Genomic DNA, 24843 nt, shown 5'->3' with positions numbered 1-24843 from the left:
ATTTATTCATTCTCAGCAGTTAATGGCAATTCAATACGAAAACAGACGTCAGCAAATTCGCTCTGAATTAATAACAGTTCGCCCCCCATACGCTTAATACAATCCTGCGCAATACTGAGCCCAAGACCGCTGCCTTTCACTGCGCCTTTACGCTGGAGCGTTCCCTGGTAGAACGGTTCAAAAATCATGCTACGTTCTGATTCAGGAATTGGTGTACCTGTATTGGCAACATCAATTTGAACACATTTGCCAATCTGACGACTTGAAACCCAGATGTTACCGGATTCAGCGCCATAGTGCACCGCATTGGAGTAGAGATTATCAATAACCCGCATTAATAGTGTCGGTTCTGCCCAACAAATATCAGTATTAAGCTGAATTTCCGTCTGAATATTCTTTGATCTCGCCGGTAAACTGTGCGATAAAACCACTTCATCAACAATTCCCCGCAAAGAAACCTGCTGTTGTTCCATCGGGCTATCTGCCAGTTTACGGTTATAATCCAGTAATTGCTCGATCAATTGCTGTAAATGTTTACTACTATTATCAAGAATCGCAACCACTTCTTGCTGATCAGCCGTTAATGGACCTGCAACTTCATCAGCCAATAATTCTGTCCCTTCCCGCATACTTGCTAGCGGTGTTTTCAGTTCATGAGAAATATGACGCAAAAACTCATGGCGCTGTGATTCCAACCAGGCCAAGCGTTCACTGAGCCAGACAATCCGCTGCGCCAAGGAACGAAGCTCTCTTGGCCCAGGAAAAGAATCTATACGAACCCCCAATGATCGCCCTTCGCCCAATCGGTTAATCATTCGTTCAATACCTTTAACCGGCCCGATAATCATGCGGGTAAATAACGCAACCAGTAATGCGCTAAGTAGAAACAAAATGAGGCTCTGCCAGCCAAAAAATTGGCCTTTATCAGCAATATCTCTCTGTAGCTGCTCTCCCCGGCTGAAAATAACATCACGGGTGGCCTGTACCATCTGACTATTGGCATCAGAGAATTGTTCAAGCAACTGAGCGGCAGGTTCGGTGGGTTCACTATTAAGGCAAGTGATTTTTGTTAATTGCAACAGTAAGTTGTCAAGCGTCTTGATATGCTGCTGATCATCAAGTATCGCCATCTGCTCTTTCAGCATCTTAGCGTATTGCCGATATTGCCTTTGGTAGAGATTTTCCAGCGTCTTATCCCCCAACACACAATATTGACGGTAACTGCGTTCCATCTCCAGCGCAATACCCGTCATCGCCTCACTGCGGCGGGCATCAGCCAACGTGGTACGGTTTATATCAGCCGCTTTCTCACTGAGCTGATCAAGACTTTGATAAGCCTGATAAGCCAAAACCAATAACGGCAATAACACCAGCCAGAAAGCCATGACAACTAATTGGCGCAATGAGCGCGGAAACAAACGCCATTTTTTCAAGGAAATCATCTCACAACCTGCCAGTATACTTATACTAACCGACAAAGGGCAGATAGAAAAACCCATCGGCGGGTAAATTTTGTTGCTACTGATAAATAGTTAAGATGCGAACAATCAACAATGGCGCAGGCAGAAACCTGGAATTATGATGGCGGGATAGTAGTTTTTGCTACTACCCCGCCAGTGAGGATAACGCATGCCTGCTGTTTATCTACAGTCAGACATAGGTTGGTGCCTCACTCCACGTGTCGCCCGATGTTTGATAAGGCCCGAAAGCGATATCACTGAGTTGGACGGTAGGCACCTTACTCTGGCATCATTCGATAGTTTATGTTTATGTGGTATATCTCCACCTTGCTGTGGACCGACATAAGAAGTTGAATGAGCAACTGGGCTAACCTAATGCAGGTTCCGTGCCAACGTTAAAATTAAATTCATAATGAATTGATTTTATTATAAAAAATAAGAAACTTAACGTTTCAGCTACAAAATACCTTGTTTCTGGCATAAATAAAATTTGTTTTCTGTCGCCAATTACAGACACTTGAAATCATAAAAATAAAAATAGATATAAATCATATAATTAAATGTCTCCTTTTTGAGACACGTATAATGGCATTTGTCGGGTAATTGAGACAATGGCGAAACAGGGCCTGAATTTCTAAGAATTTCCGGTACAAGACTTTCACATTTGAATCAGTAACATTAATATCATTCAGATAGAAGAAAATAAGTCTCTATCCGGAGAAAAATATGTACCAACCTCCCAAACCACGAATTACGACAATCTCTGCGGTTAAGAAAAAACTAGCTTCTGTGGATGTATCTCATTCGGTGATGGTGACTCAAAATAGAGAACCATTATATGTGATTCAAGATCCTGTTCAGTTTGAAATGCAGCAAGAACAAATGGCATTGCTGCGTTTGTTGTCTTGTGCTGAAAAAGACGTAAAAGCTGGGCGGATAGTGTCATCCAATAAACTGCGAGATAGTCTGCGAAGCTTGGCAAAAAGCTAAGGTTCACGGCGGTTTTTGTTAAAAACCGCCTGACATAATTTACTTACACTGTAGTACTAGGATCAACTCCCGCAGGTTAGACATCATCTAACAATTAGCATTAGAGAATTGTTCAAGTAATTTAGCAGCCAATTAAAGGCATCTTTATTCCTTGAGATAATAAAACAGTAAAATAAAAACAATTCTAATTTTATTAAAAGATGAAAGATATTAAGTCTATTTCTAAAGCACCAAAGAAATTCTTATTAGTAGATATTGTTATTGGTTATCTTACTAAAGATTTCATAAACACTTCAGGAGTTTCATAAAAACATATCCAAACTTAAATTAGCACAATAATATACTATATTTTAAAATTTATTGGATCAAAAAGTTACCAATGCGTTCAATTCACACCCAGCCCAGAATATATTTTTATGAATACCACTTAAAAAACCCCCTAAAACCGAACAAAAAGAACACAAAAAAAGAATAAAAAATACACAAAGTGAGTTAATTTCATCCAAAATCCCCGCATGGCTGTTTCATACAATCATTAGAATTGTAAATTTTATTTTATAGTCTAGTATCATTAGAGGGTTACAACTATATCGAGTTAAAAGTTATATTTCTCTATGCAACGATATAGTCGCAAAATTTCATTAATCAGGAAAAGGTAATAGAAATGAGAGTAATTATTATTGGAGCAAGTGGTACAATAGGAAAAGCAATCAAGGAAGAATTAGAAAAAAATCATGAAGTTATTTGTGCCGGAAGGAGCGGATTAGATATTATAGTTGATATCACATCCGTTGATAGTATCAAGAATATGTATGAAAAAATTGGAAAAGTTGATGCTGTAGTCAGTGCAACAGGTAGCGCACATTTTGGATCAATTTTGGAATTAACCCCAGAGTTAAATGAAGTGGGCATAAGAAGTAAACTCAAAGGCCAAATTAACTTAGTGCTTTTAGGGATGAATTATATTAATGATGGAGGAAGTTTTACTTTAACCACTGGAATTATGATGGATGACCCTATTCTGCAAGGGGCATCCGCAGCTATGGCAAATGGTGGTGTCAAGGCATTCGTAAAATCTGCGGCAATTGAAATGCCAAGGGGCATTCGTATAAACAGCGTTAGCCCTAATGTCTTGCAAGAGTCATTAGATAAATATGGTGAATTTTTCCCAGGTTTTAACTCAGTTCCTGCCAGCCGTGTAGCACTCGCTTTTAGGAAAAGCGTAGATGGGGCTCAAACTGGCCAAAACTACGAGGTTTATTAATTCAGAGAAAATAACCAAATATATAAGTCTAAGAGGCTTATATATTTATATTAGTTAAATATAAAATAACTAAATTAGTCTTTCCGTGTTCCAAACTATCTGTACCAATTATGCCTAGCAAAATAGGTAATAAACGTTTTATATTTCTAAAAATATATACTAAAGGTATGTTTATGGCTAAAATATATGAGTTAATTATTGTTGGTGGTGGATTGATCGGCCTTTCAACAGCATATAATGCAACCTCTTTCTTTGGAGGACACACCGTATTAAACGGAGAGGACGTTCTCGTTTTAGAGCAATCTTCATTTTTTAATCAATTATCTAGTAGCGCAGAAGCTTCCCGTCAATTCCGTTTTCAATACAATAATGATTTTATGACCAATCTAGTTATTGATTCTGCTCCAGAATGGAAACGACTCCAAAAGCAAACGGTGACTGAACTTATTTCATATGTTGGTAGTCTTTGGTTTGGAGATCCAGAAATCCCAACAACTGAAGGAGGAATTAACGCTGCCATTGATACAATGATAAGAATGGGTATTCCTTACCAATATTTAACCTCACAAAAAATTGAGGATTGGTATCAGTTTAAAAATATACCTGACAACTATATAGGTTTTTTTCAAGCCAGTGGAGGTATTATTAACCTACCCGCAACTTTAAGAACGCTTTACAATTTTGCTCATAATAATGGTGTGCACTTTAAAGAACACAATTTAGTAACAAAATTGATTCAGATGGTTGTAATGAAGTAACTGTAACGACAAATAAAGAAATATATCATGGTAAAAAAATCGTTATGGCTGTTGGTCCATATACCAATAGATTAGTTTCTCCATTAGGTATTAAACTTAATTTAGAAATCTGGGATATGGTTTCAGCATATTTCCGTAAAAAAAATCCCGAAATAAACTACCCAACATGGTTTGCATTTCAAAAACCTAATTCTAAAAACAGCAATTTATATTATGGATTTCCTGAAGCACCTTGGAAAAATCCTGGCTACATTAGAGTAGCTCCAGATTATCCGTTCAAAATCTATGACTCCCCAGATCAACGAATACCTCCAACAGAAAGTGATTTCGAAGGTACAAGTCTGTGGGTTGAAAATCATATGAAACATCTTGATCCAGAACCAAAATTTATATCTACATGTATGCTGGCAATGCCAAAGGGTGAAAAACCTTTCTATTTAGATTCATTACCAGGACATCCAAACATTGTCGTTTATACTGCTGGATGGGGTGCCAAATTCACTCCATTATTTGGGAAAATATGTTCCCAATTAGCCATTAGTGGTCATACATTTTACGATATAACCCCATTTAGAATCTAATATTAATATATAAAAAAGGAAATAAAAATGACTAACTCTAGAATTGAAATGGATCAAATATCATATAAAGACGATAGCCAAGATGGATTATCTATTGACGTTGCTATAATAGGAGCAGGTGTATCTGGTTTATATGCAGGATACCGTTTATTGACAGGTGAATGCTCAGATAATATTAACCATCCTTCTTCAGTTCATATTTTCGATTTGGATGATCGCATTGGTGGCCGCTTACTTTCTATTAAATTACCAGGAACAGATATCATTGGGGAATTAGGAGGTATGCGTTATATGACATCACAAAAGATTACAACTAAACTGATCGAGGATGTTCTTCGACTAAATTACAAATCATTTCCATTAGGAAACCCAAAGAAACATTTTTATTATTTCCGTAAACAACGTTTTAAAGGTAATGCATGGGATATTGCACAAAAAAATAATCAAGAATTTAAAACTCACTATTATCTCAACAAAGATGAGGAAGGTTATAGTCCCAACCAGTTATTTAACAAGGTAATTTATGACGTTCTAATGGATGATCCATGGTTCATCGAATACTATGAAAATTCAGTAAAAAGAATAAATAAATATGTTCATGAGTTCAAAATAAGCTCTCGTCAATGGGATGATATAAAAATTAATTTATCTTACTATAAAAATAATAGTCCTTATAATGGAATGAAAGTCCGAGAAATTGGATTTTGGAACTTGATAAAAGATCGCATTGGACAGGAAGGATTCTCTTTCTTAGCCGATTCTGGTGGATATTTTTCAAATACAATAAACTGGAATGCCGCAGAAGCGATGCCTTACATGGTAGGAGATTTCTCATCAGAAGATGTTGAGTATAGAACCATAGAAAATGGGTATGATCAACTCGCCTACGCTTTAGCTAAAAACTATAATGAGTCTAGAGGATCGCAGTTATGGATAAGAAATCAACTTATGACTTTTAAGAAAAACTCAAATGGGAACAGGAATTATTCTCTTAAATTTTGGAATAAAAAAGGTAAATATTACTGGACGGTCTATGCTGACAAGATAATTTTGGCTATGCCAAGGTGGTCTTTAAAACTTTTAGATCAGGAGAATTTTTTCTTTGATAAAAAAGCGGAAAATGAATTACAAAGAAACATAGACTCAGTATTTAGTGAACCTTCGTTTAAATTACTAATGGGATTTGAATATCCGTGGTGGACAAAAGATTTCGGTGCGGTAGCGGGAAAGTCAATTACTGATCTACCTATACGTCAGTGCTATTATTTTGGTACTGATCCTAAAAACTCACATTCCTTGTTCTTAGGCAGCTATAATGATATGCGTACGGTATCCTTCTGGACCCCTCTTATACAACAAAAATATAACCAAGATTTTAAATTTGAAGGTATAAAGCCTGATAACGAATATCTGCAAAAATTTAAGCCACACCCCACTAAATTGGTATCAAAAGAAAAAATTGAGCAAATCTCCGTACCGGGTAACGAAGCTTCTAAAAACTTAGTTGATGAAGCTGTAAAACAAATTGAAGAACTACACGGAGTAAATATTCCACATCCTTATATTGCACGGATTAAGGATTGGTCTCAAGATCCTTATGGCGGTGGCTATCATGCCTGGCATGCAGGGGTTCATGTCAATGAAGTAATGCCTTATATGCGCCGCCCTATATGTAATGAATCAATTCATATCATTGGTGAGGCTTATTCAAACCAACAAGGATGGACAGAAGGAGCATTTTGTGTCACAGAAAATCTTTTACAGGAGTGCTTTAATCTAAATAGACCACATTGGTTAGCTAATGATTATTATCTAGGATGGTAAATCAACGCCTTATATCATAATAACAGGCTGAATGTAATTTCCTTCAGCCCTATTTATATATTCTTAGATATTTTTAAAAAGAGTCAATTCAGAAACATATAGATTCAAGCTCAATTTTCTAGGTTAGAAGGTGTAAATAATAAACTAGGTTACCCCTTCCAGTAGAAAACTTATCGGAATATGATGCCTCGTATATTAAATTTAACCAGAAACATTTTTTAACTAATAAGGCATTGTTTCAAAATGAACTGAAATAAATAAAAAATGGCTTCAATTGTGATTTCACGTCAGTTACTGAACAAAGAATCCCAATGAAGCCAATGAGCACTATCAGCCTAAAAAACCGTCTGACATAATTTACCTACACTGTAGTACTACCCTAACTGCTTACGGGCATTACGGAAAATCCGCATCCACGGACCATCTTCGTTCCATTCATCTGGGTGCCAAGAGTTATTCACAGTGCGGGATACCCTTTCAGGATGTGGCATCATCACGGTTGCCCGCCCATCAAAGCTGGTGACTGCGGTAATACCATTCACTGAACCATTGGGGTTAGCCGGATAGTTTTCCGTGACCTGACCATAGTTGTTCACGTAACGCAGAGCCACTAACTGGCTGCTTTCAAGCATCTTAAGATGCTGGCTATCGCGGAATTCCACTTGCCCTTCACCATGAGAAACAGCAATCGGCATACGTGACCCCATCATATCTTTCAAGAAGAGTGACGGACTATTCGTAATTTCCACCAAACTGAAACGAGCCTCAAAACGTTCTGAGCGGTTACGAACAAAACGCGGCCAATGTTCTGCACCTGGGATCAACTCCCTCAGGTTAGACATCATCTGGCAACCATTGCAAACACCAAGCGCCAGAGTATCAGGCCGTGTAAAGAAAGCCGCAAATTCATCACGGACACGTTCGTTGAACAGAATTGATTTCGCCCAACCTTCACCAGCACCCAGCACGTCACCATAAGAGAAGCCGCCACAAGCAACCAGTGTCTGGAACTGTTCCAATCCGATACGTCCAGACAGCAAATCACTCATATGCACATCAATAGCGTCAAAACCCGCCCGGTGGAAGGCAGCGGCCATTTCAACATGGGAATTAACACCCTGCTCACGCAGGACAGCCACTTTCGGTCTTACCTGTTGCAAAATGTAAGGCGCGGCAATATCGTCTGAAATATCAAAAGTCAGTTTTACATTCAATCCGGGATCTTGATTATCCCGTTTAGCCTGATGCTCCTGATCTGCACATTCCGGGTTGTCACGCAGACGCTGCATTTGCCATGTAGTTTCAGCCCACCATAGACGCAGAGTACTGCGATTCTGACGATATACTTCGGTATTGCCACTCAAGATGACAAAATCATCACCCGCTTTGGCCTTACCCAAATAATGCACGCAATTAGCCAGTCCATGTTCAACCAGCAGGTTTTCAACAAACGCTTTATCAGATGCACGGATCTGAACCACAGCACCCAACTCTTCCGTAAATAGCGCAGCCAGAATATCTTCATCAAACACACTGATATCAGCTTCAATGCCACAATGACCGGCAAAAGCCATTTCAGCCAGCGTTACCAGCAAGCCACCATCAGAACGGTCGTGATAAGCCAGCAATTTCTGTTCTGCAATCAGTTGCTGAATCGCATTGAAAAATCCAGCCAATTGTTCAGCGCTACGTACATCAGCAGTCTTGTTACCAAGCTGGCGGTAAACTTGTGCCAACGCAGTGCCGCCCAATGTGTTCTTCCCTTGCCCCAAATCAATTAACAACAACGCATTATCGTCATCAGTGGAAAGCTCTGGCGTTACGGTACGACGCACATCTTCCACTCTGGCAAAGGCCGTAATAACCAGCGATAAAGGTGACGTCATTTCACGCTCTTCATCTTTGTCATTCCAGCGGGTTTTCATCGACATAGAATCTTTACCCACTGGAATAGTCAGCCCCAGAGCAGGACATAACGCCTCACCCACGGCTTTAACTGCCGCATACAAACCGGCATCCTCACCAGGATGACCTGCGGCAGACATCCAGTTAGCTGAAAGCTTAATACGTTTCAAATCCTGAACATAAGCAGAAGCGATATTAGTTAGCGCTTCACCAACAGCCATACGGGCAGAGGCGACAAAATCCAGCAGAGCGACCGGCGCTCGTTCACCTATAGACATCGCTTCGCCATAGTCGCTATCAAGGCTGGCGGTAGTCACAGCGCAATCTGCCACCGGGATCTGCCACGGGCCAACCATCTGATCACGGGAAACCATGCCAGTTACAGTGCGATCGCCTATCGTTATCAGGAATGTTTTTTCCGCCACAGCCGGCAAGTGCATAATGCGTTTAACGGCCTCCACCAGATTGATATCCCGGCGCTCAAGACTTTCACCACTGGCTTTTAATGTACTGACATTACGCAACATTTTTGGCGTTTTACCCAGCAGCACATCCAGCGGCATATCAATTGGCTGGTTATCAAAGTGTTCATCATTCAGCAGCAAATGACGCTCTTCTGTCGCCTCGCCGATAACGGCATAAGGCGCACGCTCACGCCGGCAAATCGCTTCAAACAGAGGAAGCTGTTCTGGCGCAACAGCCAATACATAACGTTCCTGAGATTCATTACACCAAACTTCCAGTGGACTCATTCCCGGTTCATCATTAAGAATTTTACGTAATTCAAACCGTCCACCGCGACCACCATCACTTACCAGCTCAGGCATAGCATTAGAAAGCCCACCAGCACCAACATCATGAATGAACAGAATCGGGTTGTTTTCACCCAATTGCCAACAGTGATCAATCACCTCCTGACAACGACGTTCCATTTCCGGGTTATCACGTTGAACAGAAGCAAAATCCAGATCAGCATCAGATTGACCAGATGCCATAGAAGATGCCGCACCACCGCCCAAACCAATGTTCATAGACGGGCCGCCAAGCACAATTAATTTAGCACCAACCGAAATTTCACCCTTTTTGACATGCTCATCACGGATATTACCCATCCCACCCGCCAGCATGATGGGTTTGTGGTAGCCTCGTAATTCACTGCCGTTATGACTGTTTACTTTTTCTTCATAGGTACGAAAGTAACCCAGCAGCGCCGGACGACCAAATTCGTTATTAAATGCCGCGCCGCCCAGAGGACCTTCAGTCATGATATCCAGGGCGCTGACGATACGATCTGGTTTACCGAAATCCTCTTCCCACGGCTGTTCAAAACCCGGTATCCGCAGATTGGATACCGAAAACCCCACCAACCCAGCTTTTGGCTTGGCACCTCGACCTGTCGCGCCTTCATCGCGGATTTCGCCACCAGAACCAGTCGATGCCCCCGGCCACGGGGAAATTGCGGTTGGGTGATTATGCGTTTCAACCTTCATCAGGATATGGGCCTGCTCCTGATGATAATCATATGAACCGTCTTCCGCACTGGCAAAGAAACGGCCAACAGCAGACCCTTCCATCACAGCGGCATTATCTTTATAAGCTGACAGGACATAATCAGGTGTCTTCTCATAAGTATTTTTAATCATTTTGAACAGTGATTTTGGCTGTTCCTGCCCATCAATAATCCAGTCAGCATTAAATATTTTATGGCGACAATGCTCTGAATTAGCCTGAGCAAACATATAAAGCTCAATATCGGTTGGATTACGCTCCAGTTTCTGGAAAGCCTCCATCAGATAATCAATCTCATCCGGGGCCAACGCCAATCCAAGTTCAATATTGGCTTTCTCTAACGCACTACGCCCTGCTTGCAGAATATCAATGCGTTTTAACGGAGCGGGTTGCTGATGAGAAAATAATTTCTCCGCCTGTTCCAGTTGAGTAAAAACCGTTTCCATCATCCGGTCATGCAACAACGCCGACAATATTTGCCATTGTGCATCACTCATTTCATCACACTGAACGTAGTAAGCCAGACCACGCTCCAAACGCACAACCTGAGACAGACCACCATTGTGAGCAATATCGGTTGCTTTCGAAGACCACGGGGAAATGGTTCCCGGACGGGGAGTCACTAACAGCAACGTACCTTGTGGTTCGTGTTCAGCCAGAGAAGGTCCATATTTTAATAATCGTTGTAATTTTGCTGAATCAGCATCACTCAACGTTGCATTAATTTCTGCAAAATGAACATATTCCGCATAAATATCATTGACCGGAAGTTGCTGTTCCTGACACACAGAAAGGAGCTTGGTGATACGAAATGCCGATAAAGCGGGTGAGCCACGCAGAATTTCCATAGTAATACATTCTCTCATCTTAGAAGCAAAGCCTGACTGATGCCTCAGGGGGAAACAGGCACATTATAGAGGATTGCGACCAGTGACGAAACCGTTTGCGTGACGATTATTAATGCTAATTAGCTTATCGTCAGGTTATGCTAAGGGTATCAATTAAGTTGCGCCGCAAGTTTTTGTTCCGCAAAATGCTCAATCACTGGAAATTTAGCCATGATAATATAACGCGTTTTTACACCGCACCACATCGCGTTATACAGAGATAACTGTTTGAATAATATAAAAATAAACTATTTCGTTATCATTGTTATCGCTCTTTTTTCTGCCGCAATCATCAGTCTGAACATCAGTTGGCCGAATAAACAGCAGGAGCAGATTAACAGGATCATGACCAGAGGAGAGCTACGGATCAGCACCATCAGCTCACCTCTGATTCATCTTACAAGTAAAAAAGAACCAAATGGTTTTGATTACGAGCTGGCGAAACGCTTTGCTGATTATCTTGGCGTTAAATTGGAAATCAAATTCAGAACAAATCTCAACCAGTTATTTGACGATCTGGAAAAGGGTGACGCTGATTTTTTAGCTGCCGGTCTTACCTATAATGAGGAGAAACTGGAGCAGACCCGTACGGGCCCAGCTTACTATTCTGTTTCTCAACAACTGATTTACCGCAAAGGGACTCCACGTCCCCGCTCTTTTAAGGATTTGAAAGGCAAATTGCTGGTTACTTCCGGTTCAGCCCATGTCAGCACACTGAAAAAGATGAAAGAAGAGTCTTACCCGGAACTTGAATGGAATGAGACACAGCAATACAACACCCGGGAATTACTGGAGCTGGTATCAGAGGGCAAACTGGATTACACCTTGGGCGACTCTATCAATGTCGCGTTGCAACAGCGTACTCACCCTAATCTGGCCATCGCTTTTGATATCAGTGAAGATAATCCCCTGACGTGGTATTTAAAACGTATTGATGATTACAGCCTTTATGCCGCCATGCTGGATTTTTTCAGCCAGATGACGGAAGAAGATGTGATGCCACGGTTGGAAGAGAAATATTTTGGTCATGTCGGCTCATTTGATTATTTCGATACACTCTCTTTTCTCAGTGCTATTGATCATATTCTGCCTACTTATCAACCTCTGTTTGAGAAATACTCCGGCGAAATCAGTTGGCAACTACTGGCTGCAATTGCCTGGCAAGAGTCTCACTGGGACCCGCAGGCAACCTCTCCCACGGGTGTGCGTGGCCTGATGATGTTAACCAGCCCAACGGCAAAAGGATTAGGTGTTGTTGACCGTCTTGATCCAGAAGAAAGTATCAAGGGCGGCGCAATCTACTTGCAAAATCTGATGAAACGACTACCTGAAAACATCCCTAAAGATGAGCGAATTTGGTTTGCACTGGCTGCTTACAATATGGGCTATGGTCATATGCTGGATGCCCGCAAACTAACGGCATCACAGAAAGGAAATCCCGATAGCTGGCTTGATGTAAAAGCCCGAATCCCCCTGTTAAGCCAGAAAAAGTACTACACCAATACCACCTATGGTTATGCCCGTGGGCACGAGGCTTATCGCTATGTCGAGAATATCCGCCGCTATCAGCTTAGTTTAGTTGGCTATTTACAGGCCAAAGAAAACCGGAAGAAATTAATTTCCCAAACAGAAAAATCGAAAGCAGAGTAAGCAACTGGCTGGCTGTAATGACACCCCATTCTGACCGGATGAGGCTTCCCAAGTCTGACGCAAGCCTCAGTAAACAGAAACGACGTTTAGCTTTCTTCCTGCTGTTTTCTGGCGGCTTTTAATGCCTTATGCTGCTCCCGACGTTGTTTAAAAAAAGCACTCAACATCGTGGAGCACTCTTCAGCAAGTACACCGCCTGTAATTTCAATCTGATGATTCATACCGGGATAGCGCAATATATCAATCAAAGAACCGACTGCACCGGTTTTCATATCGTTGGCACCATAAACCAGTCGCTGTATCCGGCTATGCACCATAGAACCAGCACACATAGTGCAAGGTTCAAGAGTGACATATAACGCGGTGTTCAACAGACGATAATTTTGTAACCGCTCCCCCCCTTTTCGTAACGCAATAATTTCAGCATGAGCAGTGGGATCATGCTTAATAATGGACTGATTCCAGCCTTCAGCAACGATTTTATTATCAGCGACCAATACAGCACCAACAGGTATTTCCCCCTGATCCCATGCTTTCATTGCCTGTTCCATAGCCTTACGCATCCAATATTCATCACTATATATTTCAATCACTGTCGTATCTCATTTCATTATATCAGGGATAATTATAACGATTTACTTTACTTATTTTCCAGATATATTTACTTATCATTACACTGGTAACATATATTCGAGACTGTTTGATATATTCTCCACAATTGTATTTTATATTATTTTTAAACGGTAGATTCATATAAATATATTTAAGAATAAAAAAAGCCAGAATAAATCCGGCTTATTATTTATCTCCATATATTAATTAAAAACCAATTGCAAAATAGTCTCCATAAACATAAGTATCATTAGCAGATAACTTGATCTCACTTCCATAAGCATTAATTGTTCGCGCAGCTACCCAAGCAGCAAAAGTACCCAATGTTCCGTTAGGTGCTGCCGACATCGGGAATATCCAATCACCAACAGGTGTTATAAAGACCTTCAAACAACCACGTTTAAAAGGCGTTGGTAAAATTACCGTGTTCCTAGTTAATGGAGTAAAATTATGCCTTCCCCATTGAAGTATTAATCCACCCGGCAGTTGTTGATAACCGTTATGTGATAGGCTGCCAGGATATTGTTTTTTCATATGGCACTGTAATGAATCAGTAAAAGTCTTATTCAATGTTTCCAAATCGCCATTATCCAGAACATCCTTTTCACACTGAGTTGACATAAAATTAGCCACGACAGAGGCTATTGTGGACGACTGGCGTAATGCCTTATTTAACACATGAGTGGTCATCTCCCCTGGTGGAAATCCAGTTTGCAAATTAGGATATTCTTCATATCTTTCTTGACTCACGACATTAGCATTATTACTAGTAGAAAAAGCTTTAAAATCATTCTTATTACTCATTTATCATCCTCACATAAAAACAATGGATATTATTTATAAAAATTTTATTCACATGAAAATTTCCAAACACGAAGCTAACATAAGTATATAAATAATCAATAAACTGGTTTTAATAATGATATTACTAAAGAGAATACAATGAAATATTATTATGATTTAATTCAATCAATTTCATTCCATAAATACAAATAACTTCACTTAGAAAAATATTTAGATTATCTCATTGATTTTATCTTTATTAAACATAATATAACCAGGCATACACAAAATAAATCAACGCCACATCAGAAATAACAAAAACATTACACAGCCTCGCATAGTAAATATATTAAACTCAAGAAAGCAATTTAAGAAAACAGTCAGAAATATTAACAAAATATAATTTAAGGTATAAAAATATTTTTCAATATGAATATTTCGACATGGGAATTATTGAAGATAATTTTTGGAAAGAAAGTAATGATGAGTATATTTTCGATCACAAGACATTGAACTGCCTATCACTATTAACCATACATAAATAATTAATCTCTTAAGTTATAATAGAACTCTACCATTATTTTTTTGGGCTAAACTCTATGGTTGAAATTAGTCACAGAAAATTACCTGTGACATAATTCAATATGTTAATTACAAAAGAACATTATTTTATTTAAGGAAAGTTCATGAGTCCAAAAAATGATTTTAAAGCTTTTTCTATTAGTGATAATGCGAATGTTGTGAGTCAAGAAAGATATGAAGAAAGCCCAATTTTATATACTGGATTTTCACCAGATAATGTCCCCACTCACTTATTAAATAAAACATTACGTCAATCGTCAACCATATCATCTGTCGTGGCTAATTTCATTGCAACACAATCTGGCGAAGATGTCCTTGATGATGGCGATACCGTGAAACTCACTGCCCAACTAAATAGAGCGTTAGCACAAAAAATTACAACTCGAGTTCCCGATGCCTCATTAACACAGAAAGGTATCGTTCAGCTTACAGATGTGATTGGCGATAGTAATACACTTGTTGCAACTCAGAAACTGGTTTCTAATATAAATAATAATGCTAATAACAGACTAGAAAAAGCACAAAACGGCGCAGATATTCCTAATAAAAATGAGTTTGTGAAAAACTTAGGTTTAAAAGAAGCCGCGAAACGAGAAGTGGGAACGGGTATTAATCAAATTCCGGATATGTCGTCTTTCACCGCAAGCTTGGTTAGTTCTGGTTGGCAAAAATTACCTTCAGGTTTAATTGAAACATGGGGATTTGTACTAGCTAATAATTATGGTTCTATCGAGGCTGGGTATTTAAATAATTTTACCATACCCTTTCCGAACGCATGTTTAAATATTATGTTAACTAATGGTGGTTATAACCCCCAAGATTCCGGAATATGTTCAGTACACGTGGTAAGTCCGAGTCAGTTCCGATGTTATAGAAGTCCTACTAATCATACTTCTCCTGTTGGAGTCTATTTTAGGGCAATAGGGTATTAATTAAAAACAATTAATTTACTATGATGATTATTTAATTAAAATTGGCAGGAAATCATGAACGATAAAAACTATGTATTCAGTACATTAAATAAAGCATTTTATCCACTATCATTACAGCAGGATTACGTTGACGCAGGCTCATGGCCAAATGACTCTATACCTGTAACTGATGACATATTCAATAAATTTTCGGGAATGCCGCCCATAGGAAAAAGACTTTCCTATGGAGAAGATAACCTTCCTTGCTGGGAAGATATTCCACCTCCAACGAAAGAGGAATTGATAGCTATTGCGGAAATCCAAAGAGCGCAATTTATATCTCTTGCGAATGAGAAAATAACGCCACTTGCTGATGCGGTAGAACTTGATATGGCAACAAATGAAGAAGCCCTATTGCTTAAAGAATGGAAAAAATACCGAGTGATACTTAACCGGGTTGATACTTTAACAGCCCCGGAAATTGACTGGCCAATTGCACCATTATCGTAATTAACAAAAAGACCGGGATTCAGACAGAACCCGGTCTTAATCATTTTATTATTTACAATACTACAGCAGTAAATATTCCGTCATCACTCTAGCTATTATCCGCCAACATATGTTAGCTCATACAATATTAGTGGCCTTGAACATCATTGACATTTATTTTCCAGAGAAAACCTTTCAACATAGAAATTACTTAAGATTTACCTCAGAAGAAAAATACCAATTATTTATATGTTTTCAATTAATATATATTGAATTATTTATTATTCAAATCACACAGAAATAATTAAGCCCATAAGTTATAAAGACATTTAATTATTCTTTTTTATCTCTAAACTATGAGCGATGGGGAATTACCCTCACAATAATTCAAGTTATTATCTATAGAACCCATTATTTAACTTTAGGAAAATACATATGAACCCCAAGAATGATTTTAAAGCGTTTTCCATTAGAGATGGTGCTAATGTGGTGGCTCAAAATTTATATGAAAATAGTTCAGAATTGCAGACTGGATTTCCCCCAACAGGTCTTACCACCCATGTATTAAATAAGGCATTACGTCAGTCATCAACAATATCATCTGTTGTAGCTGATTTTATTTCGATAGAATCTGGCAGTGATGTTTTGGATGATGGAAATATAGCCAAACTCACTACCCAACTAAATAAGGCGTTAGCACAAAAAATTACAACTCAAATTCCCAATGCCTCATTAACACAGAAAGGTATTGTTCAACTTACAGATGTGATTGGTGGCAGTAATACACTCGCTGCAACTCAGAAACTTGTCTCCGATATAAATAATAACGTGAATAATAGAATTAATAAGATTCCAAACATGTCATCTTTCACTGCAAACTTGATTAAGAATGGCTGGCAAAAATTACCCTCAGGTTTAATTGAAATGTGGGGAATAGCTAATGTTTCTTATGGTGGATATTTGAATAATTTTCCAATACCGTTTCCAAATACATGTTTAAATGTCACATTAACTCACTATGGTAGTGCCCCTGCGGCAGCAGGAATATTTTCAGTAATGCTAGCAAATCATCAACAGTTCAAATGTTATAGAGGTGCAGGTGACAGTCAACCTTTTGTTCTGGCATTTTTTAATGCAATAGGATATTAATTTAAAAAATTAAATTCTTATAATTATTTAATCAGAATTGGCAGGAAATCATGAACGATAAAAACTATGTATTCAGTACATTAAATAAAGCATTTTATCCACTATCATTACAGCAGGATTACGTTGACGCAGGCTCATGGCCAAATGACTCTATACCTGTAACGGATGACATATTCAATAAATTTTCGGGAATGCCGCCCATAGGAAAAAGACTTTCCTATGGAGAAGATAGTCTTCCTTGCTGGGAAGATATTCCACCCCCAACGAAAGAGGAATTGATAGCTATTGCGGAAATCCAAAGAGCGCAATTTATATCTCTTGCGAATGAGAAAATAACGCCACTTGCTGATGCGGTAGAACTTGATATAGCAACAAATGAAGAAGTGCTATTGCTTAAAGAATGGAAAAAATACCGAGTGATACTTAACCGGGTTGATACTTTAACAGCCCCGGAAATTGACTGGCCAATTGCACCATTATCGTAATTAACAAAAATACCGGGATTCAGACAGAACCCGGTCTTAATCATTTTATTATTTACAATACTACAGCAGTAAATATTACGTCATCACTCTAGCTATTATCTGCCAACATATGTTATCTCATACAATATTAGTGGCCTTGAACATCATTGACATTTATTTTCCAGAGAAAACCTTTCAACACAGAAATTACTTAAGATTTACCTCAGAAGAAAAATACCAATTATTTATATATTTTCAATTAAGATATATTGAATTGCTTATTATTCAAATCACACATAAATAATTAACCCTATAAGTTATAAAGACATTTAATTATTCTTTTTTATCTCTAAACTATGAGCGATGGGAAATCACCCTCACAATAATCCAAGTTATTATCTATAGAACCCATTATTTAACTTTAGGAAAATACATATGAACCCCAAGAATGATTTTAAAGCGTTTTCCATTAGAGATGGTGCTAATGTGGTGGCTCAAAATTTATATGAAAATAGTTCAGAATTGCAGACTGGATTTCCCCCAATAGGTCTTACCACCCATGTATTAAATAAGGCATTACGTCAGTCATCAACAATATCATCTGTTGTAGCTGATTTTATTTCGATAGAATCTGGCAGTGATGTTTTGGATGATGGAAATATAGCCAAACTCACTGCACAATTAAATAAAGCGTTAGAACAAAAAATTACAAAAAAAGTCCCCGATGCCTCATTAACACAAAAAGGCATTGTTCAACTTACAGATGTGATTGGCAATAGTAATACACTGGCTGCCACACAGAAGCTTGTCTCCGACATAAATAATAATGCCAATAACAGACTGGTAAAAACGCAAAATGGCGCAGATATTCCTAATAAAAATGAGTTTGTAAAAAACTTAGGTTTAGATAAAGCTGTAAACCTGAAAGTGGGAAATGGAATTAATCAAATTCCAGACATGTCGTTTTTCAGTGCAAACTTAGTTAAGAATGGCTGGCAAAAATTTCCTTCGGGTTTAATTGTAATGTGGGGAGTAGCGCAAGTTTATAACCATAGCAATCCTCAATCTGGGTATTTAAATAATTTCCCAATACGATTTCCAAATAAATGTCTTAGTATCACACTAACTCACCTTGGTAATGACCCTCAAGCAGCAGGTATATTCTCAGCAACGATAGAAAATCAGAATCAGTTTCGGTGTTATAAAAACCTTAATTACCATAAACTCGATACTTATTCATATTTTATGGCAATAGGGTATTAATTAAAAAAATTATTATGATTATTTAATGAAAATTGGAAAATTTATGAATGATAAAAACTATGTATTTAGCGCATCAAATAACGCATTTTATCCACTATTATTACAAAAAAATTATATTAAAGCAGGTTCATGGCCAAATGATCCTGTACCTGTAACTGATGACATATTCAATGAGTTTTCGGGAATGTCACCCAAAGGAAAAAGACTTTCCTCTGGCGCAGATGGTCTTCCTTGTTGGGAAGATATTCCACCCCCGACAAAAGAGGAATTGATAGCTATAGCAAAAGCCAAAAAATCGCAATTGATATTTCTTGCAAATGAGAAAATAACCCCGCTTTCTGATGCTGTCGAACTTGATATAGCAACAGATGAAGAAATGCTATTATTCAAAGCATGGAAAAAATACCGCGTGATGCTTAATCGAGTTGATACTTCGAAAGCACAAGAAATTGATTGGCCAATTGTGCCATTATCGTAACTAATAAAAGGCCGGGTTCAAGATAGAACCCGGTCTCAATCATTTTATTTATTCCAATACCATAAGTTGAAAATATTCTGTCATTATTCAATGATATTTTATCCCAAACCCTGTTACCACATAATATTGGTAGCCTTACACGTCCTTGGTATATTCCCTATATAGCTAACTGCATAATAAAGCTCACACATAAGGTTTTTCTAAGATAGGAGAATTTCATATATTCTTTTTTTGTTGCCAGACTTGATTTTTCAATGTAATTTATGCCGTATAAGAATACAATAAGTGTGTAATAGTAAGAAATTAAAACTGACGATAACACGCTGGTATAAAATGAAAAATAAACTAAGTTATTAAAATGTCGTTATTAATCAAAAAAAACTGTATCAATTGTGATATGTGTGAACCTGAATGTCCCAATCAGGCTATATCAATGGGAGATAAAATTTATGAAATCGATGCTGATCGTTGCACTGAATGCATCGGTCATTATGATGCTCCAACTTGCCAATCCGTCTGTCCGATAAACAATACGATTATTACCGATCCAGACCACCGGGAAACAGAAGAACAATTGTGGGATAAATTTGTGCTATTGCATCATGCCGATAAAATTTGACATTAACTTTCCAGAATAACTGTCGCACAAGCATAGCGGCGCTCATCAGCCAATGTGACATGCAAAGAGGTTGCTCCCAGTTTCTGAGCCAACTCTGCCGCCGCACCATAGAGCCGCAAAGTAGGTTTTCCCAGAGCGTCGTTGACCACTTCAAACTGGTTAAATGCCAACCCATTACGGATACCGGTTCCCAGCGCTTTTGCTGCGGCTTCTTTTACCGCAAAACGTTTTGCCAGAAAGCGAACCGGTTTTTCATGTTGCTGATATTGCTGCCATTCTGATTCACTGAGAATACGTTTTGCCAGACGCTCACCTGAGCGTCCGACAACACCCTCAATACGGGCGATTTCAACAATATCGGTGCCTAATCCAATAATAGCCATTAACGGCGAGCTTTCCGTATCTCAGTTTTCATATCTGCCACAGCAGCAGCCAAGCCACTGAATACCGCACGTCCGATGATTGCATGGCCAATATTCAGTTCATAAATTTCCGGCAAAGCCGCAATACGTTGTACGTTATGATAGGTTAGTCCGTGACCCGCATTCACTGTCAACCCCTTGCCAGCAGCGTAGGTAGCGGCCTCTTTAATACGACGGAACTCTTTTTCCTGTTCTATCTCATCTTCTGCATCAGCATAAGCACCTGTGTGAATCTCAATAAACGGTGCACCAACTTCACTAGCGGCATCAATTTGCTGGTGATCCGCATCGATAAATAGCGAAACAAGAATACCCGCGTCAGATAAACGCTTAACCGCTTCAGCCACTTTATCTTTCTGACCAATAACATCTAAACCCCCTTCTGTTGTTACTTCCCGACGTTTTTCAGGCACCAGACAGCAAAATTTAGGTTTGATATGACAGGCGATATCCATCATTTCATCTGTCACGGCCATTTCAAGATTCATCCGGGTCTGAACAATTTCATTCAGCAATTCAACATCCCGATCAGTAATATGACGGCGATCTTCACGTAAATGAATAGTAATACCATCCGCCCCCGCCTGCTCTGCAATAAAAGCGGCCTGAAGAGGGTCCGGATAAACTGTACCACGGGCATTGCGCACTGTCGCAATGTGATCGATGTTAATACCTAACAATACCTCAGCCATATTTATCTCCTGTAGTCATATTGAATAGTAACAAGTTTACACTTTCCATTAGGAAGAGAAACAAATTCATTAGTTTTCTTTCTATTCAGGCTTTTTACGTACAAACTGGCGAAATAACTCACGACTTTTCAGAGGCTTGCCACCAAGATAAGGTTTTAAAGCCATACGAGTGAAACGCTTTGCGGCTTTTAATGTCACTGAATCAGGGAATTCACGGGCTGCCAGTGATTTTAATTCACGTCCGGTAAAACTGTAATGATCAACAACCAGACTGGCGATAAATCCTTTTTCTTCTCTATAACGGTAAGTCATCGTATCGTCCACAGGTTCGCCACTTCCGGCACAATGAAGATAATCAACGCCATAACCAAGATTTGCCAACAACGCCAGCTCAAACCGGCGTAATGCATATTCCGGTGTATATTCACTGGCAGCAAGAACCTGCAAACACTGGAGATAATCAAAGAATAAAGCGGGATAAGCCGTTCCCTGTTCAAGCACTCTTGACAACAATTCATTGATATATAAACCGCTGTACAACATGCTGCCGGTAAGAGGGAGGGCTAGAGAGATAGGATCCGCATCACGCAACGTTTTAATCGCCCCCCGCCCACTCCAACGAACCAGTAACGGGGTAAATGGCTGCAAGCAGCCTTTAAGATTGGAACGACGGCTGCGTGCACCTTTTGCCAATACACTGATCCGCCCTTCATTTTCAGTAAACAGATCCAGCAACAGGCTGGTTTCACTGTAAAGACGCCCATGAAGAACAAAAACACGCTGCCAACCGTCCACAGGTGAGCTCTTATTTCAAATCATCGACGTAACCCAGGCTGCGCAATGCCCGCTCGTCATCAGCCCAACCCGCTTTAACTTTAACCCACAGCGCCAAATGGACTTTAACATCAAACAATCTTTCCATGTCCTGACGGGCTTCAATACCAATAGTTTTAATTTTACTGCCTTTATTACCGATAACCATTTTCTTCTGGCCTTCACGCTCAACCAGAATTAAACCGTGGATTTTGTAATCACCGCGCTCATTCACTACAAACTGCTCAATTTCAACTGTGACAGAATAGGGCAATTCATCACCGAGGAAACGCATGAGTTTTTCACGAATAATTTCAGACGCCATAAAACGCTGAGAGCGATCAGTAATATAATCTTCCGGGAAATGGTGAGTTGCTTTCGGTATATGTCCGCGCACAATTTTTGCGATCGTATCTACGTTCATGCCTTTTTCAGCACTTATCGGTACAACATCAAGGAAGTTCATCTGTTTGCTGAGGAAACCAATATGTGGCAACAGGGTGGCTTTATCCGTCACGTTATCCACTTTATTGATAGCCAGTAAAACCGGACAATGCAAGCTACGCAGTTTATTTACGACCATTTCGTCATCAGGGGTCCAGTGCGTCCCTTCAACAACAAAAATGACCAGTTCCACATCACCGATAGAACTACTGGCTGCACGGTTCATCAACCGGTTAATCGCCCGCTTTTCTTCAATATGCAATCCGGGAGTATCCACATAAATGGTCTGATAAGCACCTTCAGTGTGAATACCCATAATACGGTGACGGGTAGTCTGTGGTTTGCGGGAAGTAATAGATACTTTCTGACCTAAAAGCTGATTCAGCAATGTGGATTTACCCACATTAGGCCGTCCAACTATTGCAACAAATCCGCAATAGGTTTCTTGTTCGCTCATTCAAGCTCCAATTGTTTTAATGCTTGCTCGGCCGCCGCCTGCTCCGCTTTGCGGCGGCTGGAGCCTGTTCCTTTAACCGGCTGTTCGATACCACTCACTTGGCAGTGAATAGTAAATTCCTGGTCATGGGCTTCACCACGAACCATAACAACCAGATATGATGGCAGGGGCAGATGGTGCCCTTGCAGGTATTCCTGTAAACGAGTTTTCGGGTCTTTCTGTTTGTCGCCAGGGCTGATTTCATTCAGGCGGGTTTCGTACCAGCTGAGAATAATTCTTTCAATGGCCTGAATATCGCTATCAAGGAAAATAGCACCAATCAGTGCTTCAACCGTATCAGCCAGTATAGATTCACGACGGAAGCCACCGCTTTTCAATTCACCCGGCCCCAAACGCAGACATTCACCTAATTCAAATTCCCTTGCCAATTCAGCCAAAGTATTACCACGCACCAATGTGGCACGCATCCGGCTCATATCACCCTCATCTACACGAGGAAAGCGATGATACAGTGCATTGGCAATAACAAAGCTCAGAATTGAGTCACCAAGAAATTCCAGCCGCTCGTTATGTTTACTGCTGGCACTACGATGAGTTAACGCTTGCACCAGCAGATCATGCTGATCAAAAGTGTACCCCAGCTTACGCTGCAATCTGTTAATTACGATGGGATTCATGTGCTACCAATAGGTCAGAATTCGTCAAATAAAAACGCACACGCAACAGACCTGTTACAGGAAATTCTGACAAAACTGTTGCGTTTGCACTGGCCCCTTAAAGGAGCCAGTTATTAAGTTTGAAAGGATATTCTACACTGTGAGTAAAATTAATGCTTCGCTAATATAAAAATATTAATTAATTCCACCAATACGGCTAAAGCGAACACCGGTAGGCCATTCCCCTTCCTGTTTCTCAAAACTCATCCAAATCGCTGAAGCGCGGCCAACCAGATTTTTCTCAGGAACAAAGCCCCACTCACGGCTATCCGCGCTATTATCACGGTTATCACCCATCATAAAATAGTGGCCTTCGGGTACAATCCACATTCCCTCTGGCAAACCAGGCTGACGGAAATTAGGCATCGGCAGTAAACCCGGAATCTCCAGAATATGGTGTGTTGCTGTTCCTAAATTCTCAATCCGCTCACCTTGCCGACGGCTGTAAGGCGGTAACGTTTCTTCAACCGGTATTTGGAAAACACCTATCTTTTTCAGGCCTTCACCCTTGGAATTGACACCATACTGCTGCATTGTCCACTCACTTGGGAACAGTGAACCATAAGAAACCGGTAATTCGTCCTTACAATTCTCTGTCTTGTCACAACCCGAAAAAACACGCAGTTCTTTCTTTGCCGGATCATAAATAATTTTATCGCCCGGTAAGCCAATTACCCGTTTGATATAGTCAAAACTGGGATCCAACGGATATTTAAATACTGCGATATCACCACGTTTTGGTTCACCGGTCTTAACCAATGTTGTTTGCGTGATGGGATCTTTCAATCCGTATGCATACTTCTCTACCAGGATGAAATCACCGATCAATAAAGTTGGCATCATGGAACCCGATGGGATCTGAAATGGCTCATAAACAAAAGAGCGCAAGATCAGAACCACGGCTAACACAGGGAAAATAGATGAACAAGTATCTACCCATGTTGGCTTGTTAATAGTCTCAGCCAGATGCTCCTGATCCATTGTACCTTCAGTCAGCTCCTGCAATCTGATAAGTTTTTTCTTCCGCGCTGGCGCCCATTTGAAACGATCAATACACCAAATAATGCCGGTGACTAACGTTGCCAGCGTTAGGATCAGGGCAAAAGTGTTAGCCATTTAGA

General features: G+C 39.8%; 23 protein-coding genes. 13 read left to right on the top strand and 10 right to left on the bottom strand.

Going from position 1 to position 24843, the window contains the following annotated elements:
* Positions 1–2 precede the first annotated feature (2 nt).
* Complete coding sequence (locus tag ACUN2T_RS08715) at positions 3–1442, bottom strand: HAMP domain-containing sensor histidine kinase (RefSeq protein WP_445497131.1); 1440 nt, start codon at positions 1440–1442, stop codon at positions 3–5.
* Between the two features lie 744 nt (positions 1443–2186).
* Here ACUN2T_RS08715 and ACUN2T_RS08710 point away from each other — a divergent pair.
* The 5 genes from ACUN2T_RS08710 (at position 2187) to ACUN2T_RS08690 (ending at position 6877) form a co-directional block, all read left to right on the top strand.
* Positions 2187–2450: a type II toxin-antitoxin system Phd/YefM family antitoxin gene (locus tag ACUN2T_RS08710; RefSeq protein WP_445497130.1), complete on the top strand. Its 264-nt coding sequence runs from the start codon at positions 2187–2189 to the stop codon at positions 2448–2450.
* Between the two features lie 664 nt (positions 2451–3114).
* The gene (locus ACUN2T_RS08705) at positions 3115–3714 is read left to right on the top strand and encodes a short chain dehydrogenase (protein WP_445497129.1); all 600 of its coding nucleotides are present in this window, start codon (positions 3115–3117) and stop codon (positions 3712–3714) included.
* A 173-nt stretch (positions 3715–3887) separates the two neighbouring features.
* On the top strand, positions 3888–4472 hold the full coding sequence (locus ACUN2T_RS08700; RefSeq protein WP_445497128.1) for an FAD-dependent oxidoreductase: 585 nt from the start codon (positions 3888–3890) through the stop codon (positions 4470–4472).
* A gap of 44 nt (positions 4473–4516) precedes the next feature.
* Entirely contained in the window at positions 4517–5053 is a 537-nt protein-coding gene (locus ACUN2T_RS08695) for a hypothetical protein (RefSeq protein ID WP_445497127.1), read from the top strand.
* A 27-nt stretch (positions 5054–5080) separates the two neighbouring features.
* The gene (locus tag ACUN2T_RS08690; protein WP_445497126.1) at positions 5081–6877 is read left to right on the top strand and encodes a flavin monoamine oxidase family protein; all 1797 of its coding nucleotides are present in this window, start codon (positions 5081–5083) and stop codon (positions 6875–6877) included.
* 374 nt (positions 6878–7251) lie between these two features.
* Here ACUN2T_RS08690 and purL read toward each other — a convergent pair whose 3' ends face one another.
* Complete coding sequence (gene purL / locus ACUN2T_RS08685; RefSeq protein WP_445497125.1) at positions 7252–11139, bottom strand: phosphoribosylformylglycinamidine synthase; 3888 nt, start codon at positions 11137–11139, stop codon at positions 7252–7254.
* A 267-nt stretch (positions 11140–11406) separates the two neighbouring features.
* Here purL and mltF point away from each other — a divergent pair, with 267 nt between their 5' ends.
* On the top strand, positions 11407–12828 hold the full coding sequence (mltF, locus tag ACUN2T_RS08680) for a membrane-bound lytic murein transglycosylase MltF (protein ID WP_445497124.1): 1422 nt from the start codon (positions 11407–11409) through the stop codon (positions 12826–12828).
* Between the two features lie 86 nt (positions 12829–12914).
* On the opposite strand, the gene tadA is transcribed toward mltF, so the two are convergent.
* A complete protein-coding gene (gene tadA, locus ACUN2T_RS08675; RefSeq protein WP_445497123.1) occupies positions 12915–13421 on the bottom strand; it encodes a tRNA adenosine(34) deaminase TadA in 507 nt (168 codons plus the stop codon).
* 226 nt (positions 13422–13647) lie between these two features.
* Complete coding sequence (locus ACUN2T_RS08670; RefSeq protein WP_445497122.1) at positions 13648–14244, bottom strand: gp53-like domain-containing protein; 597 nt, start codon at positions 14242–14244, stop codon at positions 13648–13650.
* A gap of 665 nt (positions 14245–14909) precedes the next feature.
* Here ACUN2T_RS08670 and ACUN2T_RS08665 point away from each other — a divergent pair.
* From ACUN2T_RS08665 to ACUN2T_RS08635, 7 genes are all read left to right on the top strand, one after another.
* On the top strand, positions 14910–15737 hold the full coding sequence (locus ACUN2T_RS08665; protein WP_445497121.1) for a phage tail protein: 828 nt from the start codon (positions 14910–14912) through the stop codon (positions 15735–15737).
* Positions 15738–15791: 54 nt separating this feature from the next.
* Positions 15792–16226 carry a tail fiber assembly protein gene (locus tag ACUN2T_RS08660; protein ID WP_445497120.1) on the top strand — a complete coding sequence of 145 codons (435 nt, stop codon included), beginning with the start codon at positions 15792–15794 and terminating at the stop codon, positions 16224–16226.
* 414 nt (positions 16227–16640) lie between these two features.
* Positions 16641–17354 (top strand): phage tail protein, encoded by a 714-nt coding sequence (locus ACUN2T_RS08655; RefSeq protein ID WP_445497119.1) that lies wholly within the window; start codon positions 16641–16643, stop codon positions 17352–17354.
* A gap of 50 nt (positions 17355–17404) precedes the next feature.
* Positions 17405–17839, top strand: coding sequence for a tail fiber assembly protein (locus ACUN2T_RS08650; RefSeq protein WP_445497118.1), 435 nt, complete (start codon positions 17405–17407; stop codon positions 17837–17839).
* A 414-nt stretch (positions 17840–18253) separates the two neighbouring features.
* Positions 18254–19081: a phage tail protein gene (locus ACUN2T_RS08645; RefSeq protein WP_445497117.1), complete on the top strand. Its 828-nt coding sequence runs from the start codon at positions 18254–18256 to the stop codon at positions 19079–19081.
* Between the two features lie 43 nt (positions 19082–19124).
* Complete coding sequence (locus ACUN2T_RS08640; protein WP_445497116.1) at positions 19125–19559, top strand: tail fiber assembly protein; 435 nt, start codon at positions 19125–19127, stop codon at positions 19557–19559.
* Positions 19560–19917: 358 nt separating this feature from the next.
* Positions 19918–20178 (top strand): YfhL family 4Fe-4S dicluster ferredoxin, encoded by a 261-nt coding sequence (locus tag ACUN2T_RS08635; protein ID WP_445497115.1) that lies wholly within the window; start codon positions 19918–19920, stop codon positions 20176–20178.
* Positions 20179–20180: 2 nt separating this feature from the next.
* On the opposite strand, the gene acpS is transcribed toward ACUN2T_RS08635, so the two are convergent.
* From acpS to lepB, 6 genes are all read right to left on the bottom strand, one after another.
* Complete coding sequence (gene acpS / locus ACUN2T_RS08630) at positions 20181–20561, bottom strand: holo-ACP synthase (RefSeq protein WP_445497114.1); 381 nt, start codon at positions 20559–20561, stop codon at positions 20181–20183.
* Positions 20561–21292 (bottom strand): pyridoxine 5'-phosphate synthase, encoded by a 732-nt coding sequence (pdxJ, locus tag ACUN2T_RS08625; protein ID WP_445497113.1) that lies wholly within the window; start codon positions 21290–21292, stop codon positions 20561–20563. Before pdxJ ends, acpS begins: the two co-directional genes overlap by 1 nt.
* 81 nt (positions 21293–21373) lie before the next feature.
* Positions 21374–22087 carry a DNA repair protein RecO gene (gene recO / locus ACUN2T_RS08620; RefSeq protein ID WP_445497112.1) on the bottom strand — a complete coding sequence of 238 codons (714 nt, stop codon included), beginning with the start codon at positions 22085–22087 and terminating at the stop codon, positions 21374–21376.
* Positions 22088–22097: 10 nt separating this feature from the next.
* Positions 22098–23006 carry a GTPase Era gene (gene era / locus ACUN2T_RS08615; RefSeq protein ID WP_445497111.1) on the bottom strand — a complete coding sequence of 303 codons (909 nt, stop codon included), beginning with the start codon at positions 23004–23006 and terminating at the stop codon, positions 22098–22100.
* Positions 23003–23683, bottom strand: a complete 681-nt coding sequence (gene rnc / locus ACUN2T_RS08610; protein ID WP_387465781.1) for a ribonuclease III — start codon at positions 23681–23683, stop codon at positions 23003–23005. The genes era and rnc overlap by 4 nt, the downstream gene beginning before the upstream one ends.
* A gap of 174 nt (positions 23684–23857) precedes the next feature.
* Positions 23858–24838 (bottom strand): signal peptidase I, encoded by a 981-nt coding sequence (lepB, locus tag ACUN2T_RS08605; RefSeq protein ID WP_445497110.1) that lies wholly within the window; start codon positions 24836–24838, stop codon positions 23858–23860.
* Positions 24839–24843 lie beyond the last annotated feature (5 nt).

The organism is Photorhabdus machadonis, from assembly GCF_052657765.1.
This window is presented reverse-complemented; position numbering and strand designations above follow the sequence as displayed.

Bases quoted from the DNA above. Each gene is read 5' to 3' on its own strand.
- ACUN2T_RS08715 (WP_445497131.1), bottom strand. From the start codon at position 1,442: ATGATTTCCTTGAAAAAATGGCGTTTGTTTCCGCGCTCATTGCGCCAA.
- ACUN2T_RS08710 (WP_445497130.1), top strand. From the start codon at position 2,187: ATGTACCAACCTCCCAAACCACGAATTACGACAATCTCTGCGGTTAAG.
- ACUN2T_RS08705 (WP_445497129.1), top strand. From the start codon at position 3,115: ATGAGAGTAATTATTATTGGAGCAAGTGGTACAATAGGAAAAGCAATC.
- ACUN2T_RS08700 (WP_445497128.1), top strand. From the start codon at position 3,888: ATGGCTAAAATATATGAGTTAATTATTGTTGGTGGTGGATTGATCGGC.
- ACUN2T_RS08695 (WP_445497127.1), top strand. From the start codon at position 4,517: ATGGCTGTTGGTCCATATACCAATAGATTAGTTTCTCCATTAGGTATT.
- ACUN2T_RS08690 (WP_445497126.1), top strand. From the start codon at position 5,081: ATGACTAACTCTAGAATTGAAATGGATCAAATATCATATAAAGACGAT.
- purL (WP_445497125.1), bottom strand. From the start codon at position 11,139: ATGGAAATTCTGCGTGGCTCACCCGCTTTATCGGCATTTCGTATCACC.
- ACUN2T_RS08670 (WP_445497122.1), bottom strand. From the start codon at position 14,244: ATGAGTAATAAGAATGATTTTAAAGCTTTTTCTACTAGTAATAATGCT.
- ACUN2T_RS08665 (WP_445497121.1), top strand. From the start codon at position 14,910: ATGAGTCCAAAAAATGATTTTAAAGCTTTTTCTATTAGTGATAATGCG.
- ACUN2T_RS08660 (WP_445497120.1), top strand. From the start codon at position 15,792: ATGAACGATAAAAACTATGTATTCAGTACATTAAATAAAGCATTTTAT.
- ACUN2T_RS08655 (WP_445497119.1), top strand. From the start codon at position 16,641: ATGAACCCCAAGAATGATTTTAAAGCGTTTTCCATTAGAGATGGTGCT.
- ACUN2T_RS08650 (WP_445497118.1), top strand. From the start codon at position 17,405: ATGAACGATAAAAACTATGTATTCAGTACATTAAATAAAGCATTTTAT.
- ACUN2T_RS08645 (WP_445497117.1), top strand. From the start codon at position 18,254: ATGAACCCCAAGAATGATTTTAAAGCGTTTTCCATTAGAGATGGTGCT.
- ACUN2T_RS08640 (WP_445497116.1), top strand. From the start codon at position 19,125: ATGAATGATAAAAACTATGTATTTAGCGCATCAAATAACGCATTTTAT.
- ACUN2T_RS08635 (WP_445497115.1), top strand. From the start codon at position 19,918: ATGTCGTTATTAATCAAAAAAAACTGTATCAATTGTGATATGTGTGAA.
- acpS (WP_445497114.1), bottom strand. From the start codon at position 20,561: ATGGCTATTATTGGATTAGGCACCGATATTGTTGAAATCGCCCGTATT.
- pdxJ (WP_445497113.1), bottom strand. From the start codon at position 21,292: ATGGCTGAGGTATTGTTAGGTATTAACATCGATCACATTGCGACAGTG.
- era (WP_445497111.1), bottom strand. From the start codon at position 23,006: ATGAGCGAACAAGAAACCTATTGCGGATTTGTTGCAATAGTTGGACGG.
- rnc (WP_387465781.1), bottom strand. From the start codon at position 23,683: ATGAATCCCATCGTAATTAACAGATTGCAGCGTAAGCTGGGGTACACT.
- lepB (WP_445497110.1), bottom strand. From the start codon at position 24,838: ATGGCTAACACTTTTGCCCTGATCCTAACGCTGGCAACGTTAGTCACC.